This is a genomic window from Kitasatospora mediocidica KCTC 9733, assembly GCF_000744225.1.
Lineage (GTDB): Bacteria > Actinomycetota > Actinomycetes > Streptomycetales > Streptomycetaceae > Kitasatospora > Kitasatospora mediocidica.
On the sequence record NZ_JQLN01000001.1, the window covers coordinates 686,238 to 702,365 of the forward strand.

1 protein-coding gene and 1 pseudogene are annotated in these 16,128 nt (G+C 74.0%); both read right to left on the bottom strand.

What is annotated here, in order from left to right:
• Nucleotides 1-72: 72 nt before the first annotated feature.
• Nucleotides 73-6,966: pseudogene (locus BS80_RS42390) on the bottom strand (type I polyketide synthase); the annotation flags it as partial.
• On the bottom strand, nt 6,951-16,106 hold the full coding sequence (locus tag BS80_RS42395) for a type I polyketide synthase (RefSeq protein WP_063771871.1): 9,156 nt from the start codon (nt 16,104-16,106) through the stop codon (nt 6,951-6,953). The pseudogene BS80_RS42390 and the gene BS80_RS42395, both read right to left, overlap by 16 nt.
• Between the last annotated feature and the right edge of the window lie 22 nt (nt 16,107-16,128).

The following is a 16,128-nucleotide window of genomic DNA, read 5'->3' on the forward strand; positions in this document are numbered from 1 at the left end:
TAGAAGGCTGCGGCGTCGGGGGGGTCTGCGGCGTCGGGTCGTCTGCGGGTCGTGGGACTGCCGGTGGACGGCTCAGCCGCCGAACTCCGTGTCGATGAGGTCGAACAGCTCGTCGTCGGAGGCGGTCTCGTAGTCGATCTGTTCCTCGGCGGGCTGCGCGCCGTTCGCCGTCGACCAGGTGGCCAGCAGGCCCTGGAGCCGGGTGGCGACCTGGGTGCGGGCGGCGTCGCCGGCCGGTGTCCCGGCCAACATCGCCTCCAGCCTGCTCAGTTCGACCAGCAACGGGTGCGAGGTGGACGCGACCTGGGCGTCCGGGTCGAGCCGGTCGTACAGGTAGCGCGCCAGGGCCAGCGGCGTCGGGTAGTCGAAGACCACCGGGGCCGGCAGGCTCAGCCCCGTCGCCTCGCGGAGGCGGTTGCGCAGCTCGACCGAGGTCAGCGAGTCGAAGCCGGCATCCTTGAACGCCATTTCCGGCCTGACCCGCTCCGCCCCGGCGTGGCCGAGGATGGTCGCCACCTGGGCCCGGACCAGGTCCAGCAACAGCGCCTCCTGCTCGGCCGGGGCCAGCCCGGCCAGCCGGCGGACCAGGCCGCCACCGCCGTCACCGGCGGCCGCTCGCACCTGCTGGCGGCCGGTGCGAACCAGACCGCGCAGCAGCGGCGCGACTCCGCCGCCGAGTGCGGCGTCGGCGCGCAGCGCCCGCAGGTCCAGGTCGGCGGGGACGAGCAGCGCCTCGCCGGAGCGCAGCGCCGCGTCGAACAGCTCCATGCCGTCCGCCGCCGTCAGGGGCCGGACGCCACCTCGCCGGACGGTCCGGTCCTGGCCGGGCCCGTCACCGGAGCCGTCCGCGCCGGCGCTCTGCGCCCACACGCCCCAGGCCAGCGAGGTGCCGGGCAGGCCGGCCGCCCGGCGCCGGTGCGCCACCGCGTCCAGGTAGGCGTTGGCCGCGGCGTAGCCGCCGGTGCCCGCGCCCAGGAACACCGAGGAGGCGGACGACATCAGGACGAACGCGCCCAGGCCGGGGGCCAGTTCGCGGGTCAGCTCGTCCAGGTGCCGCACCGCGGTCACCTTCGGTGCGAAGACCCGGGCCAGCCGGTCCGGGTCAACCTCGCCGATCACTCCGGCGTCGAAGACCCGGGCGGCGTGCACGACGCCGGTGAGCGGGTGCCCGGCCGGGACGGCGCCCAGCAGCGCGGCGACCGCGGCCCGGTCGGTGACGTCACACGCCACCACCGACACGGTGGCTCCCGCACGCGTGAGCTCGGCGGCGAGTTCCGCCGCGCCGTCGGCGTCCGGGCCCCGCCGGCCGGCCAGCACGAGGTGGCGGACGCCGTGTCGCGCGACCAGGTGACGGGCGGCCAGGGAACCGAGCCACCCGGTACCGCCGGTGATCAGGACCGTTCCGTTCGGGTCGAACCCGGCCTCCTCCGCCACCGGGCCGGGTCCCGCCTCGGCGGCGCCGGTCCGCACCCGGCCCAGGCGCGGCACGTGCAACGCCGTCCCGCGCACCGCGACCTGCGCTTCCCCGGACGGGAGCACCGAACCGAGCACGGTGTCCAGGTCGCTCGCGGCGGCGGGGTCCAGGTCGAGCAGGAGGATCCGGTCGGGGTTCTCCGCCTGAGCGGCCCGGACCAGACCCCAGACGGCGGCGCCGGCCGGGTCGGTCACCGCGGCGTCGCCGCCAGCAGCCACCGCGCCCCGGGTCTGCACCACCAGCCGGGAGTCCTCCAGGGATTCGTCCGCCAGCCAGGCCTGCACCACCGCCAGCACCCGGGAGGCCAGCGAGAAGACGGCGCCCTCGTCGTCGCCGTCCGCGACCGCCTCCAGGAGAACGACCGGGGGGACCTCCGCGCCGGCCGTCAGGACCGCGAGGTCCGCCGCGGTGACCACGGCCGCGCGGCGCGGCGGCGTCCCGGCGGTCTGCAACGGCGCCGGGGGCAGCACCGTCCACTCCACCCGGAACAGCGCGTCCTCCTCCGCCGTGCCCGCAGCGGCCGCCAACTGCTCGGCCCCCAGCGGCAGAAGCGTCACCGCGGACGCCGTCAGGACCGGGCCGCCGGACTCGTCGGCCGCCGTCAGCGACAGCGTGTCCGCTCCCTGCGCGCTGATCCGCACCCGCAGCGCCGAGGCGCCGACGGCGTGCAGGGCCAGCCCACGCCACTCGAACGGCTGCCACATCCGCTCGCCGTCCGCCGCGCCCGCGTCCCGCAGTGCCGGGTGCAGGGCGGCGTCGAGCAGCGCGGGGTGGATGCCGAACCGGGCGGCGCTGCCCTGGTGTTCGGCAGGCAGCGCGATGTCGACGAAGACCTCCTCACCGCGCCGCCAGACCGCCCGCAGGCCCTGGAACGCCGGGCCGTACGTGTAGCCCAACCGGATCAGATCCGCGTAGAAGGCATCGACGTCGACCTCGACCGGCTGCGCGCCGGGCGGCGGCCAGGCCGTGAAGTCGAACTCCGTGCCACCGGCGACCGCCGTCGCCATCAGCGTGCCGGTGGCGTGCCGCGTCCAGCCGTCCTCGGCGGCGTCCTCCCGGGCCGAGTAGATGGCGACGGTGCGAGCACCGCTCTCGTCCGGGCCACCGACTGCCACCTGCACGCGGACACCACCGTGCTCGGGCACCACCAACGGCGCCTCGATGACCAGTTCGTCCAGCGTGCCGCAACCGACCTCATCGCCCGCCCGCACCGCCAGCTCCACCAGACCGGTACCCGACACCAGGACGACGCCACCGACAGCGTGATCCGCCAGCCACGGGTGCGTGCGCAGCGACAGGCGGGAGGTGAAGACCAGCCCGTCGGACTGCGGCAACTGGACCACCGCACCCAACAGCGGGTGATCGGCCTTGCCCTGCCCAAGCGAGGCCGCGTCGGTGGACGGGCTGCTCTGGAGCCAGTAGTGCTGGTGGTCGAAGGCGTAGGTCGGCAGATCCAGATGAGCACCGGCGGCGCCGGCGGGCAGGGTCTTCACCCAGTCCACCTCCACACCCCGCACGAAGAGTTCGGCCACCGAAGCCAACACCGTCTGGGCCTCCGGACGGCCGTCACGCAACGCCGCGACACAGACCGCAGCCTCACCCGCCGACTCCGCCACCACCGCGCTCAGTGCCGCGCCCGGGCCCAACTCCACGAACAACGTGCCACCCAGCGCAGCCGCCGCACCGATCCCGTCCGCGAACCGCACCGGACGCCGCACGTGCTCCAACCAGTACGCCGGATCGGCCAGTTGGCCCGGCTCCGCGACCACACCTGTCACGTTCGAGACGACCGGCAGCTTCGGCTCCCGCCAGGTCACCCCGGCCAGCACGGCGGCGAACTCCGCGAGCATCGGCTCCATCAACGCCGAATGGAACGCGTGCGACACCGTCAACCGCTTGACCTTGCGGCCCTGCTCCTTCAGCGTCTCGGCCGCCTTCAGGACGGCCGCCTCGTCGCCGGAGAGGACCACCGACGACGGCCCGTTCACCGCCGCCAGATCCACCCCACCGCCGAGCAGCTCCGCGACCTCGGCCTCCGTCGCGGCCACCGCCACCATCGCACCACCCGACGGCAACCCCTCCATCAACCGGCCCCGGGCCGCCACCACCGCCGCCGCATCCTCCAACGACAGGACACCCGCCACATGCGCCGCCGTGAGCTCACCGATCGAATGGCCCATCACCGCATCCGGACGCACACCCCACGACTCCACCAGGCGGAACAACGCCGTCTCCACCGCGAACAACCCCGCCTGGGTGAACACCGTCCGGTCCAGCAACCCCTCCCCCGCCGTGCCGAACACCACATCCTTCACCGAGTGCTCCACCCGACCCGCCAACTGCGCATCGAGCGCCGCACAAGCCCCCTCGAACGCCTCCGCGAACACCGGATACCGCTCAGCCAACTCCCGACCCATACCGACCCGCTGCGAACCCTGCCCCGGGAACACGAACACCGTCCGCGCCCCATCGGACACCACACCGGAGACCACCGTGCCGTCGGACTCACCCCGCGCCAACGCACCCAGCCCCGCCAACGCCTCCCCCGTCGAACCCGCCACCACCACCGCACGCTCACCGAGCACCGCACGCTGAGCAACCAACGCACCCGCCGTACCAGCCAACGACACCGACTCCGCAGCATCCAGGAAAGCGCCCAGCCGCCCAGCCTGCCCGGCCAGCGACCCCGCACTCTTCGCCGACACCACCAACGGCACCGCACCCGACGGCTCGACCGCCGGCGGCGCCGCCTCGGCCTCGACCGGCGCCTGCTCCAGGATCAGGTGCGCGTTCGTCCCGCTCAGCCCGAACGAGGAGACGCCCACCCGGCGCGGCCGACCGGTCTCCGGCCACTCCCGCGCCTCGGTCAGCAGCTCCACCGCGCCGGCCGTCCAGTCCACCTGCGAGGACGGCGCGTCCACGTGCAGCGTGGGCGGCAGCACACCGTGCCGCAGCGCCTGCACCATCTTGATCACACCGGCCACGCCCGAGGCTGCCTGCGTGTGACCGATGTTCGACTTCAACGAGCCCAGCCACAACGGGCGTTCCGGGTCGCGGCCCCGGCCGTAGGTGGCCAGCAGCGCCTGCGCCTCGATCGGGTCGCCCAGCACCGTCCCGGTGCCGTGCCCCTCGACCGCGTCGACGTCGGACGGCGCGAGCCCGGCCGTGGCGAGGGCCTTGCGGATCACCCGCTGCTGCGACGGACCGTTCGGCGCGGTCAGACCGTTGGACGCGCCGTCCTGGTTCACCGCCGAGCCGCGCACCACCGCGAGCACCCGGTGCCCGTTGCGCCGCGCCTCGGACAGCCGCTCCAGCACGACCACGCCCGCACCCTCGGCCCAGCCCGTGCCGTCCGCCGCCTCCGCGTACGACTTGCACCGCCCGTCGGAGGCCAGGCCCCGCTGGCGCGAGAACTGCACGAACGCGCCGGGGCTGTTCATGACGGCCGCGCCGCTGGCCAGCGCCAGCGAGCATTCGCCCGAGCGCAGCGCCTGCCCCGCCAGGTGCATCGCCACCAGGGACGACGAGCAGGCCGTGTCGACCGTGACCGCCGGGCCCTCGAAGCCGAAGACGTACGACACCCGGCCCGACGCCACGCTGCTGCCGGCACCGGTCGTGACGAAGCCCTCCAGCTCGGCGGGCACATCGCTGCCCGAGCCGTAGCCCTGGCCCATCAGGCCCGCGAACACCCCGACATCGGTGCCCTTGAGCGTCGCCGGGTCGATACCGGCCCGCTCCAGCGCCTCCCAGGAGGTCTCAAGCAGCAGCCGTTGCTGCGGGTCCATCGCCAGCGCCTCGCGCGGCGAGATCCCGAAGAAACCGCCGTCGAAGAGGCCGGCGTCGTGCAGGAACCCGCCCTGGTCCACGTAGGACGTACCGGCCTTGTCCGGGTCGGCGTCGAACAGCCCGTCCAGGTCCCAGCCGCGGTCGGAGGGGAAGCCGGACATCGCGTCCCGGCCCTCGCTGACCAGCCGCCACAGGTCCTCCGGACTGCTCACGCCGCCGGGCAGCCGGCAGGCCATCCCCACGATCGCGATCGGCTCGCCGGGATCGGCCGCCGTCGTCGTCGGCAGAGCCGCCGCCGAGTCCCCGGCGCCGGTCGTCTCGCTGAACTCGCTGTGCAGGAGGCGGGCCAGCGCGAGCGGCGTCGGGTGGTCGAACACCACGGTCGCGGGCAGCTTCAGGCCGGTCGCCTCGCGCAGCCGGTTGCGCAGCTCCACCGAGGTGAGCGAGTCGAAGCCGGAGTCACGGAACGCCGTGTCCGTCTTCACGCCCTCAGGACCCGCGTGCCCGAGCACGGTCGCCGCGTGCGTGCGGACCAGCTCCAGCAACAGCGCCTCCTGCTCGGCCACCGCCAGCCCGGCCAGCCGACCGGCCAACCCGCTCGCGCCGTCACCGGCCGCAGCGGAGCGCGCGGTCTGCCGGTTCACCCGGACCAGGCCCCGCAGCAGGGGCTGCACGTCACGGCCGGTCGCCGCGTCGGCGCGCATCGACCGCAGGTCGAGCTTGATCGGGACGAGCAGCGCGTCGCCGGCGCGCAGGGCCGCGTCGAAGAGGTCCAGGCCCTCCGCCGGCGCCAGCGACCGGTTCCGGCTCCGGCTCGCCCGGGCCTCCTCGGCCGTGTCCAGGTGGGCGGTCATGGCGGTGGCCTGCTCCCAGAGGCCCCAGGCCAGCGACATGCCCGGCAGTCCGGCCGCGCGGCGCTGCTGCGCCACCGCGTCCAGATACGCGTTGGCCGCCGCATAGTTGCCCTGCCCCGCCGAACCGAACACCCCGGCAGCCGACGAGAACAGCACGAACGACCGCAGCTCCGGCGCCAGTTCACGCGTCAGCTCGTCCAGATGACGCACCGCGCTCACCTTCGGACCGAACACGTGACTCAACCGCTCCGGCGTCAACGCACCGATCACACCGTCGTCCAGCACACCCGCCGTATGCACCACACCCGTCAACGGATGCTCGGCCGAGACAGCGGCCAGCAGCGCGGCCACCGCCGCGCGGTCGGCGACGTCGCTCGCGACGACCGAGACGGAAGCACCGAGCTCGGCCAGTTCGGCCACCAACTCCGGTGCGCCCTCGGCGTCGAGACCGCGACGGCTGGCCAGCAGCAGGTGCCGCACACCGTGCCGCGTCACCAGGTGCCGGGCCAGCAGCGCGCCCAGCGAACCCGTACCGCCGGTGATCAGGACGGTGCCCTCCGGGTGGAAGGCCGAGTCGCCGGCAGGTGTGTCGCCGCCGGTGGCCCGGACGAGGCGCGGCGCGAAGAGCGCCTCCCCCCGCACGGCCACCTGCGGCTCACCCGTCGCCAACACCCCGGCGAGCAAAGGCTCGACATCCACACCGCCAGCGGGATCGGTGTCCAGCAGCACGATCCGGTCCGGGTTCTCCGCCTGGGCGACCCGGACCAGACCCCACACCGCCGCACCCGCCGGATCCGTCACCGCAGCCTCACCACCGGCGGCCACCGCACCCCGGGTCACCACGACCAGCTGGGCCGCGTCCAGGCCCGGGTGTCCAGCCAGGCCTGGACGACGTCCAGCACCCGGCTGGTCAGAGCGAGCGCCGCGTCGTCGTCCGCGTCGTCCGCGACCGCGTCCAGGACGACGACGGGAGGCACGCCCGAGCCGTTGGTCAGCATGGCCACGTGGGCCGGGGAGGCCACCGGCACCCACGCCGGCGGCAGTTCCATGCCCGGCGCCACCGTGCCGGGGAGCTGGGTCCACTCCACCCGGAACAGTGCGTCCCGCCCGTCGTCGGCGCCCGCCGCGCCCAACTGCTCGGCGGAGACGGCGCGCGAGACCAGCGACCGGAGCGTCAGGACGGGCCCGCCGGTCTCGTCGGCCGCGTCCAGGGAGAGGGTCTGCGGGTCGGACTGCACCAGGCGCACCCGCAGCGCCGAGGCGCCGGCCGCGTGCAGGCGCAGCCCGTTCCAGCCGAACGGGAGGTGCACCTCGGACGCGTCGCCCGAGCGGTTCTCGCCCGTCGGGTCTCCGAGCGCCACGTCCAGCATGACGGGGTGCAGGGCGGCGTCGAGCAGGGCGGGGTGGATGCCGAACCGGGCGGCGCCGTCCCGCTGGTCCTCGGGCAGGGCGATCTCGGCGAACAGTTCCTCGCCGCGCCGCCACACCGCCCGCACGCCCTGGAACACCGGCCCGTAGCCGTAGCCCGCCTGGGCGAGCAGGTCGTAGCCGCCGGTGACGCCCACCTGCTGCGCGCCGGTGGGCGGCCAGCTGGTGAAGTCGAACTGCGGGCCGTCGGCGTCCGCCGTAGCCGTCAGCGTGCCGGTGGCGTGGCGGGTCCAGGCGTCGTCGGCGGCGTCCTCACGCGTCGAGTAGATGCCGACGCTGCGCGCGCCGCTCTCGTCGGGGCCGCCGACGGTGACCTGCACCCGGACGCCGCCCTGCTCGGGCAACACCAACGGCGCCTCGATCACCAACTCGTCGAGCGTCCCGCAACCGACCTCGTCACCCGCCCGCACCGCCAACTCCACCAGACCCGTACCAGGCACCAGGATCGCGCCACCGACGGCGTGATCCGCCAGCCAGGGGTGCGTCTGTACGGAGAGCCGGGAGGTGCAGAGCACCCCGCCCGTCTCGGGTACCGACACCACCGCGCCGATCAGCGGGTGGTCGACGGTGGCCTGGCCGAGCGAGGCCGCATCCGTCGCGGGGCTGGTCTGCAACCAGTAGTGCTGGTGGTCGAAGGCATAGGTCGGCAGGTCCACCGGGACGCTGCCGCTGTCCGTGGGCAGGACACCGGTCCAGTCCACCGCCACACCCCGGACGAAGAGTTCGGCCATCGACAGGAACAACCGGCGCAGGCCGCCCTCCTCCCGGCGCAGCGTCCCGGTCACCAGGGCCGTCGCGTCGTCGGCGTCGGCGATCTCGTTGATCGGCTGGACGAGGACCGGGTGGGCGCTGGACTCGACGAAGACCGTGTGACCCTCGCTCAGCAGCGACGCCACCGCCGGCCCGAACCGCACCTGACCACGCAGGTTGCGATACCAGTACCCGCCGTCCAGCACCCCGGGCTCGGACACCCACTCACTCGTCACCGTCGAGAAGAACGGCACCAACGGCGCCTGGCTTTCGATGTCCGCGAACGCCTCCGCCAACGTCTCCTCGATCGCCTCCACATGCCGCGTGTGCGACGCGTAGTCCACCGCCACCCGGCGCACCCGCACACCGTCCGCCGCCAGAACTTCCAGAGCCTCGTCGAGCGCCTCGGCGTCACCGGCGACCACCACGGACGCCGGACCGTTGACCGCCGCCACCTCAACCCGGTCCGCCCAACGCCCCAGGCGCTCAACGGCATCCGCCTCCGACAGCGCCACCGACGCCATCCCACCCCGACCCGCCAGGCTCCCCGCGATCACCCGACTGCGCACCGCCACGATCCGCGCCGCATCCTCCAACGAGAGCGCACCCGACACGCAGGCCGCCGCGATCTCGCCCTGCGAGTGACCGACCACCGCATCCGGGACCACGCCCACCGACGCCCAGACCGCCGCCAGACCCACCATCACCGCGAAACTCGCCGGCTGCAGCACATCCACCCGCTCCAACAACTCAGCCGGAGCATCACCGCGCAGCACGTCCACCAACGACCACTCCACCCACGGACCCAGCGCCACCGCGCACGCCGCCACCCGCTCCGCGAACACCGCCGAGGAGTCCAGCAGTTCACGACCCATACCGACCCACTGCGAACCCTGCCCCGGGAACACCAACACCGTCCGGCCCGCGCCGGACACACTGCCCGACACCACCCCCGGAGACGACTCACCCCGCGCCAGCGCGCCCAACCCCGCCCATGCCTCGTCCGTCGACCCCGCCACCACCACCGCGCGCTCGGACAGCGCCGCCCGCCGCGTCGCGAGCACGTCGGCCACGCCGGGCAGCGACAGCGGCTCCGGACCGTCGAGGAAGGAGGCCAGCCGCTCGGCCTGACCCGCCAGTGAACCGGTCGAGGCCGCCGACACCACCAGCGGCAGCACACCGTCGGGCTCGGCCACCGGTGCAGGCTCCTCCTCGGGCGCCTGCTCCAGGATCAGGTGCGCGTTCGTCCCGCTCAGCCCGAACGAGGAGACGCCCACCCGGCGCGGACGGCCGGTCTCCGGCCACTCCCGCGCCTCGGTCAGCAGCTCCACGGCGCCGACCGACCAGTCCACCTGCGGTGTCGGCTCCTCGACGTGCAGCGTGGGCGGCAGCACACCGTGCCGCAGCGCCTCCACCATCTTGATCACACCGGCCACGCCCGCTGCTGCCTGCGTGTGGCCGACGTTGGACTTGACCGACCCGAGCCAGAGCGGCTGGTCGGCCGGGCGGCCGCGGCCGTAGGTGGCCAGCAGCGCCTGCGCCTCGATCGGGTCACCCAGCGAGGTGCCGGTGCCGTGCGCCTCCACCACGTCGACATCGGTGGTGGTGAGGCCCGCGTTGGCGAGGGCCTTGCGGATGACGCGCTGCTGGGACGGCCCGTTGGGCGCCGTCAGGCCGTTGGACGCGCCGTCCTGGTTCACCGCGCTGCCGCGCAGGACCGCCAGGATCCGGTGCCCGTTGCGCCGCGCCTCCGACAGCCGCTCCAGCACCACGACGCCCGCGCCCTCGCCCCAGCCCGTGCCGTCCGCCGTCGAGGAGAACGCCTTGCACCGGCCGTCGGGAGCCAGGGCCTTCTGCCGGGAGAACTCCACGAAAGTGTGCGGCGTCGCCATGATCGTCGCGCCGCCGGCCAGTGCCAGCGAGCATTCGCCCGAGCGCAGCGCCTGCGCCGCCAGGTGCATCGCCACCAGCGAGGACGAGCACGCCGTGTCGACCGTCACCGCCGGGCCCTCGAAGCCGAACACGTACGACACCCGGCCCGACGCCACGCTCATGGCGGAGCCGGTGGCGGTGAAGCCGCTCAGCTCCGGCGGGATGACGCCGCCGATCCCGTACCCCTGGGTCATGACGCCGGAGAACACCCCGACGTCGCGCCCCTTCAGCGAGGCCGGGTCGACCCCGGCCCGCTCCAACGCCTCCCAGGACATCTCAAGGAGCAGCCGCTGCTGCGGGTCCATCGCCAGCGCCTCGCGCGGCGAGATCCCGAAGAACCCGGCGTCGAAGAGCCCGGCGTCGTGCAGGAACCCGCCCTGGTCGACGTAGGAGGTGCCGATGTTCTCCTGGTCCTCGTCGAACAGGCCACCGACGTCCCAGCCCCGGTCGGCCGGGAAGCCGGACACCGCGTCGCGGCCCTCGGACACCAACCGCCACAGGTCCTCGGGGGTCACCACGCCGCCGGGCAGCCGGCAGGCCATGCCGACGATGGCGATCGGCTCGTCCCGGTCGGCCGCGAGCACCGTGGAGGCGGTGGCGGCAGCGGCCGCGGTGTCGCCGAGCTCCTCGCGCAGGAAGCGGGCGAGCGCCACCGGCGTGGGGTAGTCGTAGACGACGGTCGCGGGCAGGCTGAGCCCGGTCGACTCGCCGAGCCGGTTGCGCAGTTGGACGGAGGTGAGCGAGTCGAAGCCGGCGTCCTTGAACGCCTTCTCCGCCTTGACGTTCGCCGCACCGGCGTGCCCGAGCACGGTCGCGACATGGGTGCGGACCAGCTCCAGCAGCAGCGTCTCCTGATCCGCCGCCGAGAGCCCGGCGAGCCGGTCGGCCAGCCCGGAGGCGGTGCGCACCGCCCGACGGCCGACGGGCACGAGGCTCCGCAGCAGGGGCAGGACGCCCCGCCCGGTCGCGGCCTCGGCCCGGATGGCCCGGAGGTCCAGCTTGATCGGGACGGTCACGGCCTGGCCGGTGCGCAGGGCCGCGTCGAAGAGGTCCAGGCCCTCCGCCGGCGCGATCGCCAGGAACCCGCCACGGTTCACCCGGGCCTGGTCGGCCTCGGTGAGGTGCGCGGCCATGCCGCCGGCCTGCTCCCAGAGGCCCCAGGCGATCGACGCGCCTGGCAGTCCGGCCGCGCGGCGCTGCTGCGCCACCGCGTCCAGATACGCGTTGGCCGCCGCGTAGTTGCCCTGCCCCGCCGAACCAAACACCCCGGCAGCCGACGAGAACAGCACGAACGACCGTAGCTCCGGCGCCAGTTCACGCGTCAGCTCGTCCAGATGACGCACCGCAGACACCTTCGGACCGAACACATACGCCAACCGCTCCGGCGTCAACGCCCCGATCACACCGTCGTCCAGCACACCCGCCGTATGCACCACACCCGTCAACGGATGCTCGGCCGGAACGGCGGCCAGCAGCGCCGCCACCGCCGCCCGATCCGTCACATCACACGCGGCAACCGTCACCACGGCACCGAGCCCGGCCAACTCGGCCACCAACTCCGGTGCGCCCTCGGCGACAAGACCGCGACGGCTGACCAGCACCAACCGCCGAACACCATGCCGCGTCACCAGGTGCCGGGCCAGCAGCGCGCCCAGCGAACCCGTCCCACCGGTCACCAGGACGGTGCCCTCCGGCCCGAACGCCACCCCCGCACCGGCCCCCGCACCACCCGCCGCCCGAACCAACCGGGGCGCATGGAGCACCGCCCCACGCACCGCGACCTGCGGCTCACCCGTCGCCAACACCCCGGCGAGCAACGACTCGACGTTCCCATCGGAAGCGGCATCGGTGTCCAGCAGCACGAACCGGTCCGGGTTCTCCGCCTGGGCGACCCGGACCAGACCCCACACCGCCGCACCCGCCGGATCCGTCACCGCAGCCTCACCACCGGCGGCCACCGCGCCCCGGGTGTGCACCACCAGGCGGGACGCTTCGAGGTTCGGCGCGGCCAGCCAGGCCTGCACGACCTCCAGCACCCGGCTGGTCACCGCCGGCACCGCACCCTCGTCCGCAGCGTCCCCGAAGGCGTCGAGGACGACGACGGACGGCACCTGCGAGCCGTCGTCCGACCCGGCCAGCCCGGCCACCTCGGCCGCGTCCGAGAGCCGGGCCCAGCGCGGGGCCGCCGCCGAGGTCGAGACCGACGGTAGTTCGGTCCACTCCACGCGGAACAGCGCGTCGCCGCCCGCCGCGCCGACCGCCCCGGCCAACTGCTCGGCGGCGACCGGACGGAGTGTCACCGAGTCCGCCGCCAGGACGGCGGCGCCGGTCTCGTCCGCAGCCTCGAAGGAGAGCGTGCCGGCGGCGAGCCGGGTGAGCCTCACCCGCAGCGCGGCCGCGCCCGTGGCGTGCAGCACGAGCCCGCTCCACCGCAGCGGCTGCCACAGCCGGTCGCCGTCGGCCGCCACGGTGTCCCGGAGTCCCGGGTGCAGGGCGGCGTCGAGCAGCGCGGGGTGGATGCCGAAGCGGTCGGCCTCGTCGCGGTGGTCCTCGGGAAGGGCGACCTCGGCGAAGAGCTCCTCGCCGCGCCGCCAGAGCGCCCGCAGGCCCTGGAACGCCGGGCCGTACGCGTAACCCGCGCCGGCGAGCAGGTCGTAGCCGTCGGTGAGGTCCACCGGCTGCGCGCCGGGCGGCGGCCAGGCCGTGAAGTCGAACTCCGGCTCGGCGGCATCCGCCGTCGCCGTCAGGGTGCCGGTAGCGTGCCGGGCCCACCCGTCCTCGACGGCGTCCTCCCGGGCCGAGTACACCTCCACCGTACGGGCGCCGCTCTCGTCCGGGCCACCGACGGCGACCTGCACGCGGACGCCGCCGTGCTCGGGCACCACCAACGGTGCCTCGATGACCAGTTCGTCCAGCCTGCCGCAACCGACCTCATCGCCCGCCCGCACGGCCAGCTCCACCAGTCCGGTGCCGGGCACCAGGACGACGCCGCCGACGGCGTGGTCGGCCAACCAGGCGTGCGTGCGCAGCGACAGGCGGGAGGTGAAGACCAGCCCGTCCGACTGCGGCAACGGCAGCACCGCACCCAGCAGGGGGTGTCCGGCGCCGGTGAGACCCAGTGCAGCCGCGTCCGTCACCGACGCCATCATCTGGAGCCAGTAGTGCTGGTGGTCGAAGGCGTAGGTCGGCAGCTCCAGATGAGCGCCGCCGGCGCCGGCGGGCAGGGTCTTCACCCAGTCCACCTCGACGCCCCGGACGAACAGTTCGGCGACCGAGGCCAGCACGGTCTGGGCCTCCGGACGGCCGTCGCGCAACGCCGCAACGCAGACCGCGTCCTCACCCGCCGACTCCGCCACCACCGCGGACAGCGCAGCGCCCGGACCCAACTCCACGAAGAGCGTGCCACCCAGCACTGCCGCTGCCGCACCGATCCCGTCGGCGAACCGCACCGGACGCCGCACATGCTCCAACCAGTATGCCGGATCGGCCAGTTGGCCCGGCTCCGCGACCACACCGGTCACGTTCGAGACGACCGGCACCTCCGGCTCCCGCCAAGTCACCCCGGCCAGTACCTCGGCGAACTCCGCGAGCATCGGCTCCATCAACGCCGAATGGAACGCGTGCGAGACCGTCAACCGCTTGACCTTGCGGCCCTGTTCCTTCAGCGTCTCGGCCGCCTTCAGGACGGCCGCCTCGTCACCGGAGAGCACCACCGACGACGGCCCGTTCACCGCCGCCAGATCCACCCCAGCACCCAGCAGCCCCGCGACCTCGGCCTCCGACGCGGCCACCGCCACCATCGCACCACCCGACGGCAACGCCTCCATCAACCGGCCCCGGGCCGCCACCACCGCCGCCGCATCCTCCAACGACAACACACCCGCCACATGCGCCGCCGTGAGCTCACCGATCGAGTGGCCCATCACCGCATCCGGACGCACACCCCACGACTCCACCAGGCGGAACAACGCCGTCTCCACCGCAAACAACCCCGCCTGCGTGAACACCGTCCGATCCAGCAACCCCTCCCCCGCCGTGCCGAACACCACGTCCTTCACCGAGTGCTCCACCCGACCCGCCAACTGCGCATCCAGCGCCGCGCAAGCGCCCTCGAACGCCTCCGCGAACACCGGATACCGCTCGGCCAACTCCCGACCCATACCCACCCGCTGCGAACCCTGCCCCGGGAACACGAACACCGTCCGCGCCGAGCCCGACGCGACTCCGGAGACCACCGTGCCGTCGGACTCACCCCGCGCCAACGCACCCAGCCCCGCCAACGCCTCCTCACGCGACCCCGCCACCACCACCGCACGCTCACCGAGCACCGCACGCTGAGCAACCAGCGCGGCGGCGGCATCCGCAAGCGGCAGGCTCTCGGTGCCCTGGACGAAGGCGGCCAGCCGCTCGGCCTGGCCGGCCAGCGAGGCCGCGCTCTTCGCCGACACCACCAGCGGCACCGCACCCGCACCCGGCGCGGCCTCCCCCGCTGCCGGCTCCAACTCCTCCTCCGGCGCCTGCTCCAGGATCAGGTGCGCGTTCGTCCCGCTGACGCCGAACGAGGACACGCCGGCCCGGCGCGGGCGGTCCAGCTGCGGCCAGGGCCGGCTCCGGTCGAGCAACTGGACCGCGCCCGCCGTCCAGTCCACCTGGGACGACGGCGCGTCCACGTGCAGCGTCGCGGGCATCACGCCGTGCCGCAGCGCCTGCACCATCTTGATCACACCCGAGACACCCGCCGCTGCCTGCGCGTGGCCGATGTTCGACTTCAACGACCCCAGCCACAAAGGGCGTTCCTGCTCGCGCTCCTGGCCGTAGGTGGCCAGCAGCGCCTGCGCCTCGATCGGGTCACCCAGCACGGTGCCCGTGCCGTGGCCCTCCACCACGTCCACGTCGGCCGGGGTGAGCCCCGCCGCGGCGAGGGCCTTGCGGATGACGCGCTGCTGGGCGAGCCCGTTGGGCGCCGTCAGACCGTTGGACGCGCCGTCCTGGTTCACCGCGCTGCCGCGCAGGACCGCGAGCACCCGGTGCCCCTTGCGCCGCGCCTCGGACAGCCGCTCCAGCACCACGACGCCCGCGCCCTCGGCCCAGCCGGTGCCGTCCGCCGCGTCCGCGTACGACTTGCACCGGCCGTCGGAGGCCAGGCCCCGCTGGCGCGAGAACTCCACGAAGGTGTGCGGTGTCGCCATCACGGTGGCACCGCCGGCGAGTGCCATCGAGCACTCGCCACGGCGCAGCGCCTGCGCCGCCAGGTGCATCGCCACCAGCGACGAGGAGCACGCCGTGTCGACCGTCACCGCCGGGCCCTCGAAGCCGAACACGTACGAGATCCGGCCGGACGCCACGCTGCCCGCCGCACCCGTGCCGGCGAAGCCCTCCAGCTCGGGCGGCACATTGCCGCCGAAGAAGTAGTCGACGCCCATGATGCCGTTGAACACCCCGACGTCCGCGCCCTTGAGCGAGGCCGGGTCGATACCGGCCCGCTCCAGCGCCTCCCACGAGGTCTCAAGCAGCAGCCGCTGCTGCGGGTCCATGGCGAGCGCCTCACGCGGCGAGATCCCGAAGAACTCGGCGTCGAACTTCCCCGCGTCACGCAGGAATCCGCCCTGCGCGACATAGGAGGTACCGGCCTGGTCGGGGTCGTCGTCGAACAGCGCGTCCAGGTCCCAGCCACGGTCGTCCGGGAACGCCGACACGCCGTCCCGGCCCTCGCTGACCAGGTTCCACAGCCCGTCGGGGCCGGTGACGCCACCGGGCAGCCGGCAGGCCATGCCGACGATCGCGACCGGCTCGTCCGCGTTCCGCTGGACCTGCTTGCGCAGGTCGTGCAGCTCGGCCGTGACACGCTTGAGGTACTTGAGGATCTTGTCGTCCGTGGCCATCTTCAATTCCTCACCGGAGGTT

Bases quoted from the DNA above. Each gene is read 5' to 3' on its own strand.
- BS80_RS42395 (WP_063771871.1), bottom strand. From the start codon at position 16,106: ATGGCCACGGACGACAAGATCCTCAAGTACCTCAAGCGTGTCACGGCC.